General features: G+C 66.0%; 20 protein-coding genes. 15 read left to right on the forward strand and 5 right to left on the reverse strand.

The genetic code is table 11. The features are described 5' to 3' along the window. Window positions 1–81: 81 nt before the first annotated feature. Both AC3FNH_RS08055 and AC3FNH_RS08060 read right to left on the reverse strand, forming a co-directional pair. Entirely contained in the window at window positions 82–804 is a 723-nt protein-coding gene (locus AC3FNH_RS08055; protein WP_488719669.1) for an anti-sigma factor, read from the reverse strand. Then, window positions 801–1,400, reverse strand: a complete 600-nt coding sequence (locus AC3FNH_RS08060; protein ID WP_488719670.1) for a sigma-70 family RNA polymerase sigma factor — start codon at window positions 1,398–1,400, stop codon at window positions 801–803. The genes AC3FNH_RS08055 and AC3FNH_RS08060 overlap by 4 nt, the downstream gene beginning before the upstream one ends. Window positions 1,401–1,541: 141 nt before the next feature. Here AC3FNH_RS08060 and AC3FNH_RS08065 point away from each other — a divergent pair, with 141 nt between their 5' ends. Continuing rightward, window positions 1,542–2,156, forward strand: a complete 615-nt coding sequence (locus AC3FNH_RS08065; protein WP_488719778.1) for a ferritin-like domain-containing protein — start codon at window positions 1,542–1,544, stop codon at window positions 2,154–2,156. 82 nt (window positions 2,157–2,238) lie between these two features. Here the strand turns inward: AC3FNH_RS08065 and ppc are convergent, their stop codons facing one another. After that, on the reverse strand, window positions 2,239–5,259 hold the full coding sequence (ppc, locus tag AC3FNH_RS08070; RefSeq protein ID WP_488719671.1) for a phosphoenolpyruvate carboxylase: 3,021 nt from the start codon (window positions 5,257–5,259) through the stop codon (window positions 2,239–2,241). 72 nt (window positions 5,260–5,331) lie between these two features. On the opposite strand from ppc, the gene hemC reads away from it, so the two are divergent. The 3 genes from hemC to AC3FNH_RS08085 are packed head-to-tail and all read left to right on the forward strand — an operon-like array spanning window position 5,332 to window position 9,608. Then, window positions 5,332–6,336 carry a hydroxymethylbilane synthase gene (gene hemC / locus AC3FNH_RS08075; protein WP_488719672.1) on the forward strand — a complete coding sequence of 335 codons (1,005 nt, stop codon included), beginning with the start codon at window positions 5,332–5,334 and terminating at the stop codon, window positions 6,334–6,336. A gap of 9 nt (window positions 6,337–6,345) precedes the next feature. Continuing rightward, window positions 6,346–8,415, forward strand: coding sequence for a fused uroporphyrinogen-III synthase HemD/membrane protein HemX (gene hemDX, locus AC3FNH_RS08080; RefSeq protein WP_488719673.1), 2,070 nt, complete (start codon window positions 6,346–6,348; stop codon window positions 8,413–8,415). 2 nt (window positions 8,416–8,417) lie between these two features. Next, complete coding sequence (locus tag AC3FNH_RS08085) at window positions 8,418–9,608, forward strand: heme biosynthesis HemY N-terminal domain-containing protein (protein ID WP_276098260.1); 1,191 nt, start codon at window positions 8,418–8,420, stop codon at window positions 9,606–9,608. Between the two features lie 34 nt (window positions 9,609–9,642). Here the strand turns inward: AC3FNH_RS08085 and AC3FNH_RS08090 are convergent, their stop codons facing one another. Beyond that, complete coding sequence (locus tag AC3FNH_RS08090) at window positions 9,643–11,193, reverse strand: cryptochrome/photolyase family protein (RefSeq protein WP_488719674.1); 1,551 nt, start codon at window positions 11,191–11,193, stop codon at window positions 9,643–9,645. Window positions 11,194–11,284: 91 nt separating this feature from the next. Between AC3FNH_RS08090 and AC3FNH_RS08095 the strand changes: the two genes are divergently transcribed. The 7 genes from AC3FNH_RS08095 to AC3FNH_RS08125 all read left to right on the forward strand — a co-directional run bounded on the left by AC3FNH_RS08095 (window position 11,285) and on the right by AC3FNH_RS08125 (window position 16,806). Further along, window positions 11,285–11,992 carry a pseudouridine synthase gene (locus AC3FNH_RS08095; RefSeq protein ID WP_488719675.1) on the forward strand — a complete coding sequence of 236 codons (708 nt, stop codon included), beginning with the start codon at window positions 11,285–11,287 and terminating at the stop codon, window positions 11,990–11,992. 75 nt (window positions 11,993–12,067) lie between these two features. Beyond that, the gene (locus AC3FNH_RS08100; RefSeq protein ID WP_276098257.1) at window positions 12,068–12,643 is read left to right on the forward strand and encodes a YqgE/AlgH family protein; all 576 of its coding nucleotides are present in this window, start codon (window positions 12,068–12,070) and stop codon (window positions 12,641–12,643) included. Further along, window positions 12,636–13,061, forward strand: a complete 426-nt coding sequence (ruvX, locus tag AC3FNH_RS08105) for a Holliday junction resolvase RuvX (protein ID WP_276098256.1) — start codon at window positions 12,636–12,638, stop codon at window positions 13,059–13,061. The genes AC3FNH_RS08100 and ruvX overlap by 8 nt, the downstream gene beginning before the upstream one ends. Beyond that, the gene (gene pyrR, locus AC3FNH_RS08110; RefSeq protein WP_276098255.1) at window positions 13,058–13,585 is read left to right on the forward strand and encodes a bifunctional pyr operon transcriptional regulator/uracil phosphoribosyltransferase PyrR; all 528 of its coding nucleotides are present in this window, start codon (window positions 13,058–13,060) and stop codon (window positions 13,583–13,585) included. Before ruvX ends, pyrR begins: the two co-directional genes overlap by 4 nt. Before the next feature lie 72 nt (window positions 13,586–13,657). After that, entirely contained in the window at window positions 13,658–14,629 is a 972-nt protein-coding gene (locus AC3FNH_RS08115) for an aspartate carbamoyltransferase catalytic subunit (protein WP_488719676.1), read from the forward strand. Between the two features lie 64 nt (window positions 14,630–14,693). After that, window positions 14,694–15,977 carry a dihydroorotase gene (locus AC3FNH_RS08120; protein WP_488719677.1) on the forward strand — a complete coding sequence of 428 codons (1,284 nt, stop codon included), beginning with the start codon at window positions 14,694–14,696 and terminating at the stop codon, window positions 15,975–15,977. Between the two features lie 7 nt (window positions 15,978–15,984). Beyond that, window positions 15,985–16,806 carry a lysophospholipid acyltransferase family protein gene (locus AC3FNH_RS08125; protein WP_488719678.1) on the forward strand — a complete coding sequence of 274 codons (822 nt, stop codon included), beginning with the start codon at window positions 15,985–15,987 and terminating at the stop codon, window positions 16,804–16,806. Between the two features lie 39 nt (window positions 16,807–16,845). Here AC3FNH_RS08125 and AC3FNH_RS08130 read toward each other — a convergent pair whose 3' ends face one another. Beyond that, window positions 16,846–17,679, reverse strand: coding sequence for a symmetrical bis(5'-nucleosyl)-tetraphosphatase (locus tag AC3FNH_RS08130; RefSeq protein WP_488719679.1), 834 nt, complete (start codon window positions 17,677–17,679; stop codon window positions 16,846–16,848). Between the two features lie 246 nt (window positions 17,680–17,925). Here AC3FNH_RS08130 and rfbB point away from each other — a divergent pair, with 246 nt between their 5' ends. Genes rfbB through rfbC form a run of 4 tightly spaced genes read left to right on the forward strand, consistent with a single transcriptional unit; the run spans window position 17,926 to window position 21,332 of the window. Then, window positions 17,926–18,990 carry a dTDP-glucose 4,6-dehydratase gene (gene rfbB, locus AC3FNH_RS08135; RefSeq protein ID WP_488719680.1) on the forward strand — a complete coding sequence of 355 codons (1,065 nt, stop codon included), beginning with the start codon at window positions 17,926–17,928 and terminating at the stop codon, window positions 18,988–18,990. Further along, window positions 18,980–19,894: a dTDP-4-dehydrorhamnose reductase gene (gene rfbD / locus AC3FNH_RS08140; RefSeq protein ID WP_488719681.1), complete on the forward strand. Its 915-nt coding sequence runs from the start codon at window positions 18,980–18,982 to the stop codon at window positions 19,892–19,894. The genes rfbB and rfbD overlap by 11 nt, the downstream gene beginning before the upstream one ends. Window positions 19,895–19,905: 11 nt before the next feature. Then, the gene (rfbA, locus tag AC3FNH_RS08145) at window positions 19,906–20,784 is read left to right on the forward strand and encodes a glucose-1-phosphate thymidylyltransferase RfbA (RefSeq protein WP_488719682.1); all 879 of its coding nucleotides are present in this window, start codon (window positions 19,906–19,908) and stop codon (window positions 20,782–20,784) included. Next, entirely contained in the window at window positions 20,781–21,332 is a 552-nt protein-coding gene (gene rfbC, locus AC3FNH_RS08150) for a dTDP-4-dehydrorhamnose 3,5-epimerase (protein ID WP_488719683.1), read from the forward strand. Before rfbA ends, rfbC begins: the two co-directional genes overlap by 4 nt. Window positions 21,333–21,343 lie beyond the last annotated feature (11 nt).

Below are 21,343 nucleotides of genomic sequence, written 5' to 3' on the forward strand. Positions count from 1 at the left end.
GCGCGAGCGGATTTCGGAGAAACGACGATTATATCGCCCGCGCGGCCCGCGACGGCGGTTGCGGGGCCGGGGCCAGGGGCGTCAGAGCGGGGAGTGGATCAACGGTCCCTTGAATACCACGGGGCCGCTCGGCCCGTCCGGGTTGGGCGATCCGCCCGGCGGCTCCACGCTGACCGCGAGAGCCGGGACGGCCGCGGGGAACTGCGTCAGTGCGAGCCGCGCCGTCTGCGCGCGGCCGATCACGCCCAGCGAGCGGGGCTTGCCACCTTCCGGCAGCGCCCATAACTGCAGCACCTGCTGCCCGGGCAACGTCATGTCGTCAAGCCTGCGCACCAGCAACTGCTGCGCGCCGGCATCCCAGGACACCAGCAGCGCCGGCCGGGATTGTGCATTGTTAAGCACCGCGATGACCGTGGTCTCGCCGGGCTGTCGTTGTGTCATCAGCCAGCCGATGCCGATGGCCAGCACGGCGACGGTGGCCATGGCGGCCGCGGCGCCGCGCCAGAATGCCGGCGCCGACCACAGCTTCTGCCACCACGACGGCCCCGGCGCCCCGGACGAAGGCGCGGGCTTCCAGCCGAGCCGCTGCTCGATACCGCACCAGACCGCCTCCACCGGCCCGGCGGCGGGCTGCAGCTCGGCCATGCCGGACAGCCTGACCTGCCAGTGGCCGATCGCCGCACGCACCGCCGGTTCCTCGCGCGCGAGCTGCTCCATGCGGCGCCGAGCTCCGCCGCGCAACACGCCCAGCGCGTACTGGGCCGCCATGCGGTCAAGCAGGTCGGGGTGCCGGGTCAGCCTCATGGCGCGCCCTCCAGGCAGGTGCGCAGGTGCTCCAGGCCGCGGCGGATCCAGGACTTGACCGTTCCAAGCGGCGTGCGCAGCCGCTGCGCCAGTTCGGCGTGGCTCAGGTCATGCAGGTAGGCCAGCACGATGGCCTGGCGTTGCGCCTGCTCCAGCCGCTGCAGGCAGCGGTTCAGTGCGCGCGCCTGCTGGCTCGCCAGCGCGAGTTCGGCTGGGCCCGCGGCATCGTCGGCCAGCCATTCTCCCAGTTCCTCATCGAGTTCCACCGTCTGCGGCAGGCGCGCGGCGGCCGCGCGGCGCAGGCAGTCCAGCGCGCGGTTGCGAACAATGGTGGTCATCCAGGTCATCGGCGCGGCCAGGTGCGGCCGGTAGTCGACGGCGTGGTGCCAGATGCTGACAAAGCTTTCCTGCACGACATCCTCCGCCCAGTCACGCCTGCCAGTGATACGCAGCGCAAGGCCGAACAGTTTCGCCGAAGTCTGCTCGTAGAGCGCGCGCAGCGCCTGGCGGTCGCCGAGCGCCACCGCCTGCAGCCACGCCGCAAGCTGGTCGTTGTCGGCCGGCGGGGCAAAGGACGGTTCCGGGGAAGCAGACACGCGGCGGTTCCAGGGGAAGGCTTTGCCCGATTATAGGCAGCGCCGGTGCATCCGATTGTCCGGTGCCTGCGTAAAAGGGTCAGGCGAGCCGCACAGCGGACGCTGCCCCTTGATTCCATACAGGAGAACACCATGGAACGCATGCCCACGCCAGACCGCCGGCTGGTCCAACCCGCGGACGTTGCCATCGTCAACTTGCCCGACGAGCGCCGGCGCGGCCTGCTCAAGGTGCCGGGCCTGTTCGCGCTCGGCTCGCTGGCCGTGCTGAGCCTGGGCGAGTCGATGCCGGCCTGGGCCCAGACACAGTCGGGCAGCACGAAGGACGACATCAATATCCTCAACGTCGCGCTCGGACTGGAGTACCAGGCCATCGCGGCCTACCAGGTCGGGGCGGAAAGCGGGCTGCTGCAGAAGCCCGTGCTCGATACGGCGGTGAAGTTCCAGACCCACCACAAGGCCCATGCGCAGGTGCTGGCCGGCACGGTATCGAAGCTCGGAGGGTCGCCGGTGATGGCGAAGAAGCCGTCGGAGTATGCATTTCCGACCGGACAGCTCAAGACGCAGGCGGACGTGCTGCGCTTCGCGGCGGGGCTGGAGAAGGGCGCCACCGCGGCTTATCTCGGCGTGCTGCCGAATTTCTACAACCGTGACCTGATCAAGGCAGCGGGCAGCATCCTCGGCGACGAGGCCATGCATTGGGCGGTGCTGCTGCATGCGCTGGGGGAAGACCCGGTGCCGGGCGCGTTTGTGGGCTGAGCCAGGCTATAGTCGCCAGATGGACAAACGCCCGGACGACATATCGTCCGGGCGTTCTGTGACGCAATGGCTCAGTTGGCGATCAACCCGTATTGCGCAGCCCCGCCGCTACCCCGTTGATAGTCAGGTGGATACCGCGGCGAACGCGGATATCGTCCCCGTCCTTGCCCGAGCGATAGCGCTTGAGCAGCTCGACCTGCAAGTGGTTGAGCGGATCCAGGTAGGCGAAGCGGTTCTTGATCGAGCGTGCCAGCAGCGGGTTGTCGGACAGCCGCTCCTGGTGGCCGGTGATCAGCGCCAGCATCTCGCTGGTCAGGTGCCATTCCTTGCTGATGCGCGCGAACACGTTCTTGCGCAAGGCCGCGTCGTCACAAAGCTGCGCATAGCGCGAGGCCACGGCCAGGTCGGTCTTGGCCAGCACCATGTCCATATTGGACAGCAGCGTGGAGAAGAACGGCCAGGTCTTGACCATCTTGCGCAGCGTGGCTACCGCGGCCTTGCGCGCCTTTTCGTCGGGAGCGGTGTCCAGCAGCGACTTGACCGCGCTGCCGAAACCATACCAGCCCGGCAGCAGCAGGCGGCACTGGCCCCACGAGAAGCCCCACGGAATCGCGCGCAGATCCTCGATGCGGCGGTTCTTCTTGTCCATCAGCTTGCGCGAGGCCGGGCGCGATCCCAGGTTCAGGTCCGCGATCTCGATGATCGGCGTGGTGGCGAAGAAGTAGTCCTTGAAGCCCGGGGTTTCATACACCAGGTTGCGGTAGGCGCCGAAGGCGCGGTCCGACAACTGCTGCATGATGCCCTCGAACGTGCTCAGCTCCTTCGGCGCGTTCTGCTGCGGCAGCAGCGACGCTTCCAGCGTCGCGGCGATCACCGTTTCCAGGTTGCGCCGGCCGATCTCGGCATTGGCGAACTTGCTGTTGATGATCTCGCCCTGCTCGGTCAGGCGGATCTGCCCGTTCACCGTGCCCGGCGGCTGCGACAGGATGGCCTGGTAGGTCGGGCCGCCGCCGCGGCCAACCGTGCCGCCGCGGCCGTGGAACAGGCGCAGCTTGACCTTGCGCTGCTCGAATAGCTGCACCAGCGCCAGCTCGGCCTTGTACAGCTCCCAGTTCGAGGTCAGGAAGCCGCCGTCCTTGTTCGAATCGGAGTAGCCCAGCATCACTTCCTGCTCGACGCCGTGGTGCTCGATCACCGAGTCGAAGCCCGGCAGGTCCAGCAGCGACTGCATGATGCCGGCGGCGTTCTGCAAGTCCTCGATGGTTTCGAACAGCGGAATGACCATCAGCTCCATGCGGGCCGGGTCGGTCTTGCTGCCCAGCGTGCCCTGCAGCATGCCGGATTCCTTCTGCAGCAGCATGACCTCGACCAGGTCGGACAGCGTTTCCGTGTGCGAGATGATGTAGTTGCGCGCGACCCGCTTGCCGTAGCGCGCGCGCAGTTCGCGTGCCGTTGCCAGGATCGCCAGTTCGTTGCGGGTCTGTTCCGAGTACTCGTGCCAGGGCAGCGTCAGCAGGCGCGGCTGGCGCAGTTCGGCCAGCAGCAGTTCGAGCTTGCGCGATTCCGGCAGCGCGGCGTAGTCCTTCTCGACGCCAGCGGCGGCGAACAGCTCGGCCACCACCGCTTCATGTACGTCGGAGACCTGGCGCATGTCGACCGATGCCAGGTGGAAGCCGAACACGGCAATCGCGCGTACCAGTGCATCGATGCGCGTGCTGGCCAGCGCCCGGCCGTGGTGCGCGCGCAGCGAGTCGATCACCACCTGCACGTCGGCGGCGAAGGCTTCGGCGCTGCTGTAGGGTTCGGCGTCGGCCACCGGATGGCGCGGCGCGCCGTGGCCGGTCAGCACCTTGCTGGTCGCGGCCAGGCGCGCGTAGATGCCGATCAGCGCGCGGCGGTAGGGCTCGTCGGCGCGATGCGCCGAATGGTCGGGCGAGGTCTCGGCCAGCGAGAGCAGCTCGGGGCTGGCGTCGACCATCAGCGACGACATCGACAGCTCGGCGCCGAGCGCGTGCACTTCATCCAGATACCAGCCCAGGATCATCTGCGACTGCTGGGTGGCGGCGTGATCCAGTGTTTCCGCCGTGACGTTCGGATTGCCGTCGCGGTCGCCGCCGATCCACGAACCCATCTGCATGAACGGCGCGAGCGGCGCCGGCTCGGCCGCACCGCCCTTGGCCTTGCGCGAGGCCGGGAAGATCGCGGCGATGTCCTCTTCCAGTTCGCTCATCAGCTGTGGGATGCCGTGCAGGAAGGTGGTGCGGTAGTAGGACAGCGCGTTGTCGATCTCGTCCGCGACGGTCAGGCGCGCGTCGCGCAGCATGCGGGTCTGCCACAGCGTGGTGACCTTGGCGCGCAGCTGCGCGGTGTTGCGGTCGCGCTCGCGCGCGGTCATCGGCAGGTCGCGCTCGGCCAGCAGGCGGGCGATCTCGCGCTCGGCGTCAAGAATGCTCTTGCGCTGGACTTCGGTCGGGTGCGCGGTCAGCACCGGCACGATCAGCGCCTCGTCCAGGAACTTGCGCAGCTGCTTGCCGGTGACGCCGGCGGCGTCGATCTTCTCCAGCGCGTGCTGCAGGCTGCCGTCCTGCGGCGGCGAGCCGGCCAGCGCGTGGATGCGGCGCCGGCGGTTGTGGTGCTGGTCCTCGGCGATATTGGCCAGGTGCGAGAAATAGCTGAACGCGCGAACGACCTGGTTGGTCTGGTCGCGCGACAGGCGCTTGAGCAGGCGGTCCAGCTCGGCGCCGGCGGCGCGGTCGTTCTCGCGGCGGAAACGCACGGCGGTCTGGCGGATGGTCTCGACCACCTCGAAGGCGGCGTCGCCTTCCTGCTCGCGCAGGCATTCGCCCAGCAGGCGGCCCAGGAAGCGGATGTCCTCGCGCAGGGGCAGGTCCTTGTCGGCGGCGGAGCGGCGGGCGGGGCTGGGGTTCATGGCACCGTTGGCGGGCACGACCATCAGGTTGGCCTTTGAAATCCGCTTGGTACCGGTGGCCTTGGAAGCGGTCTTACGGGTGGGGGCGCCGTTTGCGTCACTCTGGCCTGAGGCCTGGGAGGGGACTTCTCGATTGGCCATGCGTCGGCCGGGGCGCGCAGCGTGCTGCGTCATGCAATCTCCTCTTGCTCTACTTCTGGTCCAATGGTGCGGAGCGGCGATTGGGTCGCGTGCTAACATTGACGAATGCAAGCACCCGCCTCTCCGACTTCTTCTAACGCCGTGTCCAGCAGCCTCCCACACAAGCTCGTCATTGCCTCCCGCGAGAGCCGTCTGGCCATGTGGCAGGCGGAACATGTGCGTGCTGCGCTGCAACAATACTATCCCGCGTGCGATGTGTCCATTCTGGGCATGACCACGCGCGGAGACCAGATTCTAGACCGGACTTTGTCGAAAGTCGGTGGAAAGGGTTTGTTTGTCAAAGAGCTGGAATTCGCCATGGCGGAAGGCCGGGCCGACCTGGCGGTGCATTCGCTCAAGGATGTGCCGATGGAGCTGCCCGAAGGCTTTACCCTGACGGCGGTGATGGAGCGTGAAGATCCGCGCGATGCGCTGGTATCGTCGGCGTTCGCTTCGCTCGACGACATGCCGGCGGGCACCGTGGTGGGCACATCGAGCCTGCGCCGCGAAGCCGCGTTGCGGGCACGCTACCCGCACCTGGTCATCAAGCCGCTGCGCGGCAATCTGGATACCCGGCTGGGCAAGCTCGATCGCGGCGAGTATGGCGCGATCATCCTGGCCGCGGCCGGTCTCAAGCGCCTGGGCCTGGGCGACCGCATCCGCGCGCTGATCGCGCCGGAGGCCTCGCTGCCGGCGGCAGGGCAGGGGGCGCTCGGCATCGAGATCCTTTCGACGCGCCCGGACGTCGCCGGATGGCTGGCGCCGCTGAACCATGCGCCGACCGCGCTTGCGGTAACGGCGGAACGGGCCGTGTCGCGCAGGCTGGGCGGATCCTGTCAGGTGCCGTTGGCGGCGCATGCGCGCTGGGACGGCGACCAGTTGCGACTCGACGCCTTCGTGGCGATGCCCGATGGCACGCGCCAGACGCGCGCCATGGCGGCCGGTCCCGCGCCCGACGCCGCGGCGGCCGAAGCGCTCGGCGAATCCGTTGCACGCGACCTGCTGTCGCAGGGTGCGGCAGATATCCTCGCCGCGCTGGCCGAAACGCCTGATCCCCAAGCTCCTGCCTGAGGCCGGCCCATGCCCCGCCCGACTGTCGTTGTCACACGACCCGCCGGGCAGTCCCGGCAACTGACCGAGGCCCTCCAGGCCGCCGGCCTGGATGTGCTGGGCTTTCCGCTGCTAGCCATTGGCCCTGCTGCCGATGACGCGCCGCTACGCGCCGCGCTGGCGCGCCTGGGCGAGTTCGCGCTGGTGGTCTTTGTCAGTCCCAATGCGATCCAGTACGCGCTCGATGCACTGGCGACGGTGCAGGGCAATGCCATGGCCCAGTGGCCGTCAGGCGTGCCGGTGGCCGTGGTTGGCCCCGCGAGCGTCACGGCCCTCGCCGAGCGAGGCATTACCGCGCCCGATCATCGCGTGATCGCGCCCGCCGGCGCTGGCTGCAACGCTACGAACGGTATCGCCGCCGGTGAAGAGGCACGTTTCGATTCCGAAGCCCTGTGGGCGCAGCTGGACCCCTCCGCGCTGCGGGGGCGCGCCGTCCTGATCGTGCGCGGCAACGGCGGCCGCGACTGGCTCGGTGATCGCCTGCGGGAAGCGGGTGCCGAAGTCACGGCGGTCGAGGCCTACCGGCGCACCTTGCCGGAACCCAGCGCCATGCAATGGCAGGCGGTGCGCGACGGCCTGGGCGCGGGCGCCGCCCCGCAGGCCTGGCTGCTGACCAGCTCGGAGGCCGTGCGCAACCTCGATACCCTGGCGCGACAGAACCTGTCGCCGCAGGAACTGGCCACCCTGAAACAGGTGCAGTGCATCGCGCCGCATGCGAGAATCGCCGAACAGGCGGAGGCGCTCGGCTTTACGCGCATCCTGCGTGCGGCGCCGGGCGACGCCGGGCTGCTTGAGGCGTGCAAGCAGTGGGCGGATGCCTATGCCGGACCGGTGCCTGCGAGTACCGCGGCTCCCGCGGTCACCGTGGCACCGCCGGCGCCACGGCCGGAGTCGCCGCCCGTGCAGCCGCCTGCCATGACAAACAGGGTCGAACGCGTGACGCAAGAATCTACGTCCTCCTCAACCACCATTCCGCCCGCAGCGGCTTCAGACGGGCCAGCGCCGCCGTTCACCGGGCCGCGCCCCAACGCCGCATTGTGGGTGCTCGTGGCAGTCCTGGTACTTGCGACCGCCGGCGGCTTCTGGTGGCTGCAGCAGCGGGTCGACCACCTGACCGAGGAGCTGGCGCGGCGCCAGCAGAGCAACGACGCGTTGGTGCAGGAAACCCGCGTGTTGTCGCGCAATGCGCAGGACACGGTCAAGGAACTGCAGGCCAAGGTTGGCGGGCTTGACGGCCAGGTCGGCGAAACCCGCGACAAGCAAGCCGCGCTCGAACAGGTCTATCAGGACCTGATGCGCAACCGCGACGACTGGGAGCTCGCCGAGATCCAGCAGCTGCTGACCAATGCCGGCCAGCAGCTCCAGCTGACGGGCAACGTGCAGGTCGCGCTGGCGGCGCTGCAGAGCGCCGACGCGCGCCTGGCCCGTACCGACAAGCCGCAGTACAACCTGCTGCGCCGCGCGCTTGCACGCGATATCGCGCGCATGAAGGCGGTCCCTGATACCGATTTGACCGGTGCCGCGATCAAGCTGGACGAGGCCATCAACCAGATCGATTCGCTGCCGCTGCTGTCGAGCGAACGGATGCTTGAACGCACTGAAGCAGGAGACCGCCAGGAAGCAAGCCGTGGTGCGGCCAAGGGTGCCAAGGCATCGGCGCCGGCAACCGGCGGCACCGGCAACTGGTTCACGCGGTTCTGGGACTACATGCGCGAGGAACTGGCGCAGGTCATCCGCATTCGCAAGGTCGATGACGCCGAAGCCTTGCTGCTGTCGGGCGACCAGGGCTGGTTCCTGCGCGAGAACGTCAAGCTGCGCCTGCTCAATGCGCGGCTGGCGCTGTTGTCGCGCAACGAGCCGGTCTTCCGCAATGACCTGGCCGCGGCGCAGGCCATGATCGGCCGTTACTTCGACGCCAAATCGCGGCGCGTGCAGACCGTGCTGACCTTGCTCAAGCAGGCGCAGGCCGGCGCGGTGACGGTGCAGCTGCCGACCATGGCGGAAAGCCTGGGCGCACTGCACGCGCTGAAGAAGGAGTAAGCATGCGCCTTCTGTTCTGGGTAGCCGTCCTGTTCGGTGGCGCCGTCGGACTGGCGCTGTTCACGCAGTTCAACCACAGCAATGTGGTGCTGTTCTATCCGCCTTACCGGGTCGAGCTGTCGCTGAACCTTGCGCTGGCATTGCTGCTGCTGGTGTTCTTCGTGGTGTGGACGGTCCTGTCCACGGTGCGCCATCTTTCCGAGATGCCGCGCCGCGCCGCCGCCTATCGCGAGCGCAGCCGCATGAACAAGGCCCAGGCGGCGCTGCGCGAATCGATCGAGAACCTGTTCGCCGGCCGCTTCGCCCGCGCCGAACGAGCCGCTCGCGAAGCGCAGTCGTGGGAGGCGCAGGCGCAGACGGCGGCGCTGGTTGGCGCCCGCGCCGCACACCGCATGCAGGAAACCGAGCGCCGCGACGCCTGGATGGCGCAGGTCACCGATCCCGAGCGTGAGCAGGCCCGGCTGGTATCGATGGCGGAACTGCTGGTCGACGCGCGCGATGCCGACGGCGCGCTGGAAACCATCGCGCAATTGCAGGCACAAGGCGCGCGCCAGATCCACGTGCAGCGCATTGCGCTGCGCGCGCACCAGCACCTGAAGAACTGGTCCGAGGTGCTGCGCCTGGCCCGTTCGCTCGAAAAACGCAACGCGCTGCATCCGGTGCTTGCGCTGCGGCTCAAGCAGATGGCCTGCGAGGCCATGCTGGAAGAGCGGCGCCACGATGCCGAGGCGCTGTCTGCTTTCTGGCGCACGCTCTCGGCCGACGAGCGGCGCGCCGCGCGCATCGCCGAGCCGGCGGCGCGCTACTTTGCCGCGCTCGGCCGGCAGGATGAGGCGCGCCGCATCATCGAGGACGCGCTCAAGGTCAACTGGGACAGCCGCCTGGTGCTGCGCTACGCGGACTGCGCCAAGGCCGGCCAGGCATTACCGCAAATCCAGCAGGCGGAAAAATGGATCAGCGAGCATCCGGCGGACGCCGATCTCTACTACACGCTTGGCGTGCTTTGCCTCGGTGAGCACCTTTGGGGCAAGGCACAATCGAGCTTTGAACGTGCGTTGAAGTATGCGGACCGGGAGCAGCAGACCCGCCTGCGCGTGCGCACTCACCTGGCGCTCGCACGCCTGTTCGAAGAGACCGAGCGCCCCGAAGAGGCGCAGCGCCACTACCGCGAAAGCGCAATGCTGGCCGCTTGAGGCCGGGATGCGGAGGCCCACGGGCTTCCGCGCATCATTCCTTTGCGGCGTTCATCTTGCCAGCCGCCGCCTTCACTACCGCATAGCGCTCAAGCGTTTCCTTGCGCGCCACGTCGTGCTGCACCAGCGGGCGCGGGTAGTTCGCGCCAAGGCGCACGCCCGCGGCCGCGAGCACGTCTTCCGGTGCGGTCCACGGCGCATGCACGTACTTGTCCGGCAGCGCGGCCAGTTGCGGCAGGTACTTGCGGATAAAGCGGCCCTGCGGATCGAACTTCTCGGACTGAGTGACCGGGTTGAAGATGCGGAACCACGGCTGCGCATCGCATCCCGTTGAAGCAGCCCACTGCCAGCCGCCATTGTTGGCTGCAAGGTCAAAGTCGTTGAGCTGCTCGGCGAAATACTGCTCGCCGCGGCGCCAGTCCACGCCCAGGTCCTTGACCAGGAAGCTGGCGGCCACCATGCGCAGCCGGTTGTGCATGTAGCCGCTTTGCCGGATCTGCAGCATCGCGGCATCGACCAGCGGATAGCCCGTGGCGGCATCGCGCCATGCCTCGAAGTAGCGTTCGGCAGTTGCGCCGTCGCGCCAGCGGATGGTGTCGTAGGCGGGGTGGAAGGCTGCCCCCGCAGCCACATGCGGATGATGGTGCAGGATCATGAAGTAGAAGTCCCGCCAGATCAGTTCCGACAACCAGGTGGCCGCACCGGCGCTGGCCGCGCCACCGCGCAGCGCCGCCTCGTGTGCTGTGCGGGCGAGTGTGCGGATCGATACCGTGCCGAATCGCAGGTGCACGGACAGGTGGCTCGGCCCGCGCAGCGCGGGGAAATCGCGCCGGCGGGCATAGCTGCCCATGCGTGACGTGAATTCCTCCAGTAATGCCTGACCGCCGGAACTGCCCGTCGGCATGGCAATGTCCGGGAGGTTACTCGGGGCAAAACCAAGGGCTCCCAGCGATGGCAGCGGAGCCTGCCCGCTTTCGGGTGGTGGCGCCAGCGCATCGAGATACGGCTCGATCGGGTAGGGTCTCAGGTCGAACGGCTGGACCGTCCTGAGCCAGGCATTCTTGTAGGGCGCGAATACGGCGAACGGCTTGCCCTGGCCGGTCAGGATCTCATCGCGCTCGAAGATCACCTGATCCTTGAAGGTGAAGAAAGCGCGCGAGTCTGCCGCCAGCGACTCGCGTACGGCAGACTCGCGCGCATTGGCGGCCGGTTCATAGTCGTGGTTGGCGAATACAGCCTGTGCATCCAGCCGGTGGGCCAGCGCGGGAATCGCGCGGGCGGCGGCATCGTGGAGCACGATCAGGCCGCCGCCAGCCGCGCGCAGCGTGGCGTCCAGTTCCACCAGCGATCCGCGGATGAAATCGACACGGCGGTCCGCTCGCAGGCCGCGGGCCAGCAGGGGATCCAGGATATCGCGGTCGAACACGAACACACACCACACCCGGACGCAATGCTTGAGGGCATAATGCAGCGCCGCGTGGTCGGTGGCCCGCAGGTCGCGCCGGAACCACACGAGGCCGCGGTCGAACCGGCTGCCGATCTGGTACGGCGGACGAACTGTGCCCGATGTGTCTGCGACGCGCATGGTGCCCGAAGGAAGGAATTTCCGGGCGATACCCTACCATAGCGATACAGCGCCACGGCTGCGCAATCCTTTCATTGACGATTCCATTTCCATGACCCTCGATCGCATCCTTCAATCCCAGGGCTTCGGCACACGCCGCTATTGCGGCGACCTGATCGCCGCCGGACTGGTGGAGGTCAACGGCGAACTCTGCGAAGACCCGCGAGCCCAGTTCGAGGTCGACGGCCTGCAACTGACCGTCGATGGCGAAGCGTGGGTGGCCTGCGCCAAGGCCTACCTGATGCTGAACAAGCCAGCCGGCTACGAATGCTCGCAACGACCTCGCCACCATCCGAGCGTCTACAACCTGCTGCCGGTGCCGCTGCGCCAGCGCGAAGTCCAGGCCGTGGGAAGGCTGGATCACGACACCACCGGCCTGCTGCTGCTGACCGACGATGGCCAGTTCATCCATGCGCACACTTCGCCCAAGCGCAAGGTGCCCAAGGTGTACGAGGTCACGACGGCGGAGCCGGTCACGCCGGAACAGGCGCAAGCGCTGCGGGATGGCGTGCAACTCGACGACGAACCGGCGCCGATCGCCGCAGAAGCCTGCGAAATTACCGGCGAACGTAGCCTGAGGCTGACCTTGCTGCAGGGCAAGTATCACCAGGTCAAGCGCATGGTGGTGGCGGCCGGCAACCACGTGACAGCCCTGCACCGCAGCGCCTTGGGCGGCCTGCAGCTTGATCCCGCGCTTCCCGAAGGGGATTGGCGCTGGCTGACGCCGGCGGACCTGGCGGCCCTGAACAGCAAGGGGTGAGCGGACGGTTGCTGCACTGCAGCGCCCGCCAATTCTTTTCCGGAAGCCCTCCGGCGATTTGATAAAATGCCATTTATGGCCAAGCCCGAAGCACCTCCCATCAATCTGACCAATCAGTTCCTGATTGCCATGCCAGGCATGGCTGATCCGACCTTTTCGGGCTCCGTCGTCTACCTTTGCGAACACAATGAGCGCGGCGCGCTCGGGCTGGTGATCAACCGCCCGATCGATATCGACATGGCCACGCTCTTCGACAAGATCGACCTCAAGCTGGAAATCCAGCCGGTGGCCCATCAGCCGGTCTATTTCGGCGGCCCGGTGCAGACCGAGCGCGGTTTTGTGCTGCATGACCCGGTAGGCATCTATGTGTCGTCGCTGGCAGTACCTGGCGGGCTGGAGATGACCACTTCGAAGGACGTCCTCGAGGCCGTGGCCAACGGTAGCGGCCCGCATCGTTTCCTGCTGACGCTGGGTTACTCCGGCTGGGGCGCAGGCCAGTTGGAAGAAGAGCTTTCCCGCAACGGCTGGCTCACGGTCCAGGCTGATCCCGAAATCATCTTCAGCGTGCCGCCCGAAGAACGGTTTGCGGCAGCCATCCGCCTGTTGGGCATCGACATCACCATGCTTTCCGGCGAGGCAGGGCATGCCTGACGGCGTGGGGCGCGAACTGCCCCGCGACGGCACGGTCCTGGCATTCGACTACGGCGAAAAAAAGATCGGCGTTGCCCTGGGCAATTTCGTCACGCGCCACGCCACCGCACTGACTATTCTTCCGAACCTGTCTGTCGAAGGCCGCTTTCAGGCGGTGGGCGAGTTGATCCGTGAGTGGACCCCCGTGCAGCTGATTGTTGGCATGCCGGTCAACCCCGAAGGCGGCGAGCAGCCTTCCATGCGGCTTGCGCGCCGCTTCGGCAACCAGCTCAACGGGCGCTTCAGCCTGCCGGTGGAGTGGGTGGACGAACGCTATTCCTCGCGCATGGCCGCCATGGCCGGCGCGCGCCGCGGCGAACTTGATGCCGAAGCCGCGCGCATCATCCTGCAACAGTATTTCGACCAGCTTCCGCTATGACCCGACATACCAATCCCGACGCCGAGACGCTCTACCGCGCCTTGCTCGACCAGGCCCAGGCGCTGATCCCGCAAGCCGAGCGCGCGCAGTGGTCCGTGGCCGGCATCCACTCCGGCGGTGCCTGGATTGCGCAACGGCTGGCGGCGGACCTGAGCCTGCCCGATCACGGCGTCATCAACGTGGCGTTCCATCGCGACGACTATGCCAAGAAGGGCCTGCACAGCCAGGCGCAGCCGAGCACGCTGCCGTTCGACGTGCAGGACCGCAAGATCCTGCTGATCGATGACGTGCTCGCCACCGGCCGCACCATCCGGGCGGCAGTCAATGAATTGTTCGACTATGGCCGTCCGGCGCGCGTGGCGCTAGGCGTGCTGGTGGACCGGGGCGGCCGCGAGCTGCCGATTGCGGCGGACCTGGTCGCGCTGCAGACCGAGCTGCCGCGCGAGGCCACGCTCGTGCTGTCGCGCCAGGGCGAGGGCGCGCAGGCGACCTTTGCTTTCTCCACCGAATCCTCGGCCGGTTGAACCGGCCAATTTTTCGTCCACCGGCCCCGAGACCAGACCACTTCCCTGATTTTTGCCCGCGCCTGACCACCCATGACCAAGACGTTCCGCAACCCGCAGCTGACCAAGAACGGCGAACTGAAGCATCTGCTGTCGATCGAGGGATTGTCGCGTGACATGATCACGCACATCCTGGACACTGCCAGCCAGTTCGTGTCGCTGTCCGATTCCGACCGCGATGTGAAGAAGGTGCCGCTGCTGCGCGGCAAGAGCGTGTTCAACCTGTTCTTCGAGAACTCCACGCGCACGCGCACCACCTTCGAGATCGCCGCCAAGCGGCTGTCGGCGGACGTGCTGAACCTGAACATCAACGCCTCGTCGACGAGCAAGGGGGAGTCGCTGCTCGATACGATCAACAACCTGTCGGCCATGTCAGCCGACATGTTCGTGGTCCGCCACGCCAGTTCCGGCGCGCCGTACCTGATCGCCGAGCACGTGGCCCCGCACGTGCACGTGATCAACGCCGGCGATGGCCGCCATGCGCACCCGACGCAGGGCCTGCTGGACATGTACACGATCCGGCATTTCAAGAAGGACTTCACGCAGTTGCGCGTGGCGATCGTCGGCGACATCCTGCACTCCCGCGTGGCGCGTTCGGATATCCACGCGCTCACCACGCTGGGCGTGCCGGAAGTGCGCGCGATCGGGCCGCGCACGCTGCTGCCGTCGGCCCTGGAGCAGATGGGCGTGCGCGTCTTTCACAACATGGAAGAAGGCCTCAAGGGCGTGGACGTGGTGATCATGCTGCGCCTGCAGAACGAGCGCATGAGCGGCGCACTGCTGCCGTCGGCACAGGAATACTTCAAGGCCTTCGGCCTCACGCCGGAGCGCCTGGCGCTGGCCAGGCCCGACGCCATCGTGATGCACCCGGGGCCGATGAACCGCGGCGTGGAGATCGACTCCGCGGTGGCGGATGGCCCCCAATCGGTGATCCTGAACCAGGTAACGTTCGGCATTGCCGTGCGCATGGCGGTGATGGGGATCGTGGCAGGAAACAGTGACTGACCGCACGATGCCGATTTCGAGCCAGAACATCCTGAACACGCCAAGCGACACGACAAGCCAAGCTATGAAGATTCACATCCAGGGCGGCCGCCTGATCGACCCGGCCGCGAACCTCGACGCCCAGCAGGACCTCTACATCGCCGCCGGCAAGATTGTCGGCGTGGGTAGCGCGCCGGCGGATTTCACCGCCAACAAGACCATCGATGCCCGCGGCCTGATCGTGTGCCCGGGTCTGGTCGACCTGTCGGCCCGGCTGCGCGAGCCCGGCTCCGAACACAGGGCCACGCTCGAATCCGAAGTGGCCGCCGCGGCCGCCGGTGGCGTGACCAGCCTGCTCTGCCCGCCTGATACCGACCCTGTGCTCGACGAGCCCGGCCTCGTGGAGATGCTCAAGTTCCGTGCCCGTACGCTGAACCAGACCCACGTCTACCCGCTTGGCGCGTTGACTCAGGGCCTGAAGGGTGAAGTGCTGACCGAGATGAACCAGCTGACCGAAGCCGGCTGCATCGGCTTCAGCCAGGCCGAGGAGCCGGTGCGCAACACGCAAGTGCTGCTGCGCGCGCTGCAATATGCGCAGACCTTCGGCTTCACCGTGTGGCTGCGCCCGGAAGATCCGTTCCTCGGCGGTGGCGTGGCCGCGAGCGGCGCGGTGGCGTCGCGCCTGGGGCTGTCGGGCGTGTCCGTGATTGCCGAGACGGTGCGCCTGCATACCATCTTCGAACTGATCCGCTCCACCGGCGCACGCGTCCATCTTTGCCGCCTGTCGTCGGCGGCGGGTCTGGAACTGATGCGCCAGGCCAAGCGCGAAGGCCTGCCGGTCACGTGCGACGTCAATATCCACCATGTCTCGCTGACCGACGTCGACATCGGCTATTTCAACGCGCAGATGCGCTTTTCGCCACCGCTGCGCAGCACGCGCGACCGCGATGCCATCGTCGCCGCGCTCGCCGACGGCACCATCGACGCGCTGTGCTCGGACCACACGCCGGTGGACGACGATGAAAAGCTGCTGCCGTTCGCCGAAGCCACGCCGGGCGCGATCGGCCTGGAACTGCTGCTGCCGCTGACGCTGCGCTGGGCCACGGAGCACAAGGTGCCGCTGCAGGCGGCACTGGCGCGCATCACCTCCGAGCCTGCACGCGTGGCTGGTTTGAAGGCAGGTACGCTGGCTTTGGGCGCGGTCGCCGATATTTGCGTATTCGATCCGAAGGCAGTCTGGAAGGTCGACCGCCAGTCCATCAAGAGCCAGGGCAAGAACTCGCCATGGCTTGGTTATGAGATGGAAGGCAGGGTGCGCATGACGTTGGTCGGCGGCCAGGTCGTCCACGGCAACCACAACCAGCACTGACACGCGCATGATCTGGCTGCGCAAGGCGGCGCTGGTGCTGCACCTGGTGCGGGGGTTGCTGACCTGCGCGGTGTTGTTCCCATGGCTGGGCGCACGGTCGCGCGAATGGCACATCCGGCGCTGGTCGCGCCGGCTGCTGCGGATCTGCGGGATCGAGCTCGAAATCGCCGGTGACATGCCGGCGCACGGCGGTTGCCAGGGAGCGCTCGTGGTCTCCAACCACATCTCGTGGCTGGATATCTACGTGATCCACAGCTGGCGGCCGGTGCGCTTTGTCGCCAAGTCGGAGATACGGAGCTGGCCGGTCATTGGCTGGCTGTGCGAGAAGACCGGGACGTTGTTCATCGAACGCGCGCGCAAGCGTGATGCCCATCGCGTCCTGCATGACATTACCGATGTGATGCTGCAGGGTGACCTGGTCGGCGTGTTCCCTGAAGGCACGACCACGGACGGCAGTGACGTGCTGCCGTTCCACGCCAACCTGATGCAGGCGCCGATCTCGGGCGGGGTGCCAGTGTTGCCGCTCGGACTCAGCTATCTGGACGCCGCGACCGGCAAGCCCACGCTGGCCCCGGCCTATATTGGCGACCTGAGTCTGCTCGACTGCCTCAACGCCGTCTTGCGCGCGCCGCGTATTAAGGCTCGGCTGTCGGTCGGGCCGATGCTCCATCCCAGGTCCGACAGCCGCCGCGAACTGGCGGGCGCCGCGCGGGAAGTGGTCGTTCACCTGGCCCGGGGCGCACATGAGGCGGCAGCAGCTGCCGCGATCCAGCGCAGTCAGTCGGGTACGGAAGCGGTTGGCGTGGAGGCATCGACTGCCACGACCTGAGCCCGGCTGTCGCCCCCGCCGTGGCGGGGTACGGCGGGATCAGGCGAACGGGTCACAATATTGGGGGCACTCCACCTGGACCACCGTCCGCGCGGTGGGATCCGGGGCGAGCCGCGCGGCGGTCAGCTTGCCGCCCCAGACGCAGCCGGTATCCAGCGCCATCAGGTTCGGGCGCATCACCAGGCCCAGTGTCGACCAATGCCCGCACACGACGGTGACGTTCTCCGTGAGGCGACCCGGCACGTCGAACCACGGCATGAAACCGGCGGGAGCATTGCCCAGCCCTTCCTTGGTCTTGAAGTCCATCACGCCGTCGGCTGTGCAATAACGCAGCCGGGTCAGGGCGTTGATGACCACCCGGTGACGCTCGATGCCCCGCAGGCCGTCATGCCAGCGGTCGGCGGCATTGCCGAAAATGTCGGCGAGGAAGCCTTGCCAGTTGGGGCCTTGCAGTTGCTCTTCGACTTCGTGGGCCAGGTCGATGACTTGCTCGGCGGACCATTGGGGGAGGACGCCAGCATGGACGAGCAGGAAATCGTCCTCGAGCAGGGCCAGGGGGCGGTGACGCAGCCAAGTGAGCAGGTCCTCACGGTCGGGGGCAGTCAGAATGTCCTGAAAGGTGTCGGACTTGCCGTTCTTGCGGACGCCTGCGGCTGCGGCCAGGGCGTGGATGTCGTGGTTGCCCAGGACGGTTTCGGCGCGTTCACCCAGATCGCGCACGGTGCGCAGGGTCTGGAGGGAGGCGGGGCCGCGGTTGATGAGGTCGCCGACCAGGCGGAGGCCGCTGTCTTTGGGGAGCTTGGCGAGGAGTTGGTCGAAGGAGCCGGAGCAGCCTTGGAGGTCGCCAATGGCAAAAGATGATTTATGAGGCACTTTATGCTTGTGTCCGCAGAGCAGAAGAAAAAAAACGTCGCTATTTGTAGAGAAGTGACCGGCAATCTGCCGAATCGTTACAACAGGCTACAAAAAGACTCCGGCTATCGGGCGGCGAGCCCATACAGTCGGATAGAATACCGCGACTTCTGCAGGTACTTAACGCCCCGCCGTCCCCCACGAGGACAAGGTGGGCGCTCGGCTTTTGTCGGGTAATCGGAACATATCGAGAGCAGGGAGCTAGTTTTGTCGCATATTTTGGTCACTGGGGGTGCTGGTTTCATTGGCGCCAACTTCGTTCTGGCATGGCTGCGGGATAAGGCCGCCGACGGCGTCGTCAACGTCGACAAGCTGACGTATGCGGGCAACCGCAAGACGCTGGCGTCGCTGGATGATGACAGTCGTCACGTTTTCTCGCAGACGGATATCTGCGACCGTGCCGCGCTGGACGAACTGTTCGCGACATACAAGCCGCGCGCGGTGGTGCACTTCGCCGCCGAAAGCCACGTTGACCGTTCCATCCACGGCCCCGGCGAGTTCATCCAGACCAATATCGTTGGCACTTTCACGTTGCTGGAGGCCGCTCGCGCCTATTGGGGTTCGCTGGAAGAGCCGGCCAAATCGGCATTCCGGTTCCTCCACGTTTCCACGGACGAGGTTTTCGGCTCGTTGAGCGAGACCGATCCGCAATTCTCGGAGACCACCCCGTACGCGCCCAACAGCCCGTACTCGGCCTCGAAGGCCGCTTCGGACCACCTGGTTCGCGCCTACCACCACACCTATGGCCTGCCGGTCCTGACGACCAACTGCTCGAACAACTACGGGCCATACCATTTTCCCGAGAAGCTGATCCCGCTGATCATCGCCAACGCGCTGGCCGGAAAGCCGCTGCCTGTCTACGGCGATGGCCTCAATGTCCGTGATTGGCTGTACGTGGGCGACCACTGCTCTGCAATTCGGGAAGTGCTCTCGCGCGGCCGGCTCGGTGAGACCTACAACGTGGGCGGCTGGAACGAGAAGACCAATCTCGATGTGGTTCACACGTTGTGCGATCTGCTCGATGAGCTCAAGCCCAAGGCTGCTGGCTCCTATCGCGAACAGATCACCTTCGTGAAGGATCGCCCGGGACATGACCGCCGCTACGCGATCGACGCCCGCAAACTGGAGCGCGAACTCGGTTGGAAGCCGGCCGAAACATTCGAGACGGGGCTGCGCAAGACGGTGCAGTGGTATCTCGATAACCAGGCGTGGGTCCAGGACGTAATGTCTGGCGAGTACCGGAACTGGGTGGCGAAGCAATATGCAGCGTAATTCGAAGGTGCCGACGCTTCTGGTCACGGGTTGCAACGGGCAGGTTGGATTTGAACTGCGCCGCAGCCTGGCGCCGCTCGGCAATGTGGTGGCGCTGGATCGCACCGCCTGCGATCTGGCCAACGCCGACGATTTGCGCCGCGTGGTGCGAGAGCATCGGCCCGACGTGATCGTCAATCCTGCGGCGTACACGGCTGTCGACAAGGCGGAAACCGAGGCTGAACTGGCATTTTCCATCAATGGCACCGCGGCTGGCATCCTGGCCGAAGAGGCCAAGGCGCTGGGCGGCCTGCTGGTGCACTATTCGACGGACTATGTGTTCGACGGCAAGAAGGACGGTGCTTACGTTGAGACGGATGCTGTCAATCCGCAATCCGTTTACGGCAAGAGCAAGCTGGCCGGCGAACTGGCCATCGAGGCCACGGGCGCACAGGCTTTGGTGTTGCGTACTTGCTGGGTGGCGGGTGCCCATGGTGGCAACTTTGCCAAGACGATGCTGCGCCTTGGCCAGGAACGCGACAGCCTGCGTGTCATCGCTGACCAGTTTGGTGCGCCTACCACGGCATCGCTGATTGCGGATGTCACCGCGCAGATTGTGGCTCGTCAATGGTTGGCCGGGGATCCTCATGCCTTTGCTAGCGGCGTCTATCACCTGGCCGCAGCGGGCGAAACGACCTGGCACGGATACGCCACTGAGGTGCTTCGCTACGCGAAAGCGCATGGCGTTGAGTTGAACGTGAACCCAGAACAGATCGAAGCAATTCCCGCGACGGCGTATCCGCTGCCGGCGCCGCGCCCGTCCAACTCGCGACTGGATACTACGCGCCTGCGGGAAACCTTCGGCATTCATCTTCCGGACTGGAAGCAGGGCGTGCATTTCCTGCTGGACCAACTCCTTCCATAACAGGGGTCAATATGCGCAAGGGCATTATCCTGGCCGGAGGTTCCGGCACGCGGCTCTATCCCATCACGCGGTCTGTCTCCAAGCAGCTGTTACCGGTGTACGACAAGCCGATGATCTACTATCCGCTGTCCACGCTGATGCTGGCGGGGATTCGGGACATCCTGATCATTTCTACGCCGGAAGATACGCCGCGCTTTTCCGACATGCTCGGGGATGGCAGCAAGTGGGGCATCAATCTCCAGTACGCGGTGCAGCCGTCGCCGGATGGATTGGCGCAGGCGTTTATCATCGGCCGCGATTTTGTAGGCAATGACCCGAGTACGCTGATCCTGGGCGACAACATCTTTCATGGGCACGATCTGGTCAGCCAGCTCACTCGATCGTCGGCCCAGTCCCAAGGCGCAACGGTTTTCGCATATCACGTGCACGACCCCGAGCGATATGGCGTTGTCGAATTCGACCAGAATTTCCGTGCCCTGTCGCTGGAGGAAAAGCCGCTCAAGCCGCGTTCCAACTATGCGGTGACCGGTCTGTACTTTTACGACAACCAGGTTTGTGATATCGCGGCTGATATCAAGCCGTCGGCGCGCGGTGAGCTCGAAATTACTGATGTCAATAAGCGGTATCTTGAGGCGGCGCAGTTGGATGTGGAGATTATGGGGCGTGGCTATGCATGGCTCGACACAGGTACGCACGAGTCTTTGCTTGAGGCAGCTAGCTTCATCGCCACACTGCAGAACCGGCAAGGGCTCATGGTGGCATGCCCGGAAGAGATTGCTTATCGCAGCAAGTGGATCAGCGCGGAGAAGGTCGAGGAACTTGCGAAGCCGCTATGTAAGAATGGCTATGGCAAATACCTCCAGCAAATTATTTCGAGTACCGTCAAATGAGCCTTACTGTCATTCCGACCGCGCTCCCGGAGGTCCTGATTCTCGAGCCTAAGGTTTTCGGCGACGAACGGGGCTTCTTCATGGAGAGCTTCAATGCCAGGATCTTCGAGGAAGCCACCGGAGTCCGCCGGAACTTTGTGCAGGATAACCATTCGCGTTCCGCGTTCGCGGTGCTCCGGGGTCTCCATTACCAGATCCAGAAGCCGCAGGGAAAGCTGCTCCGTGTCACGTCCGGCGAGGTCTATGACGTGGCGGTCGACTTACGCCGCAGCTCGCCGAATTTCGGCAAATGGGTGGGAGTGACGATTTCCGAAGCGAATAAGCGGCAGTTGTGGGTGCCGGAAGGCTTTGCACATGGTTTCGTGGTGACATCTGCCTCTGCCGATGTCCTGTACAAGACGACCGACTACTGGTACCCGGAGTACGAGCGCAGCTTGCTGTGGAACGATCCAGCGCTTGCAATCGACTGGCCGGTGTCCGGCACGCCGACCCTCGCGCAGAAAGACCGGAAGGGAGCCCGGCTTGAGGCCGCGGAAACCTTTTCTTAATGACGCGTTGT

It is taken from the genome of Cupriavidus sp. 22TCCZM01-5 (assembly GCF_057798915.1).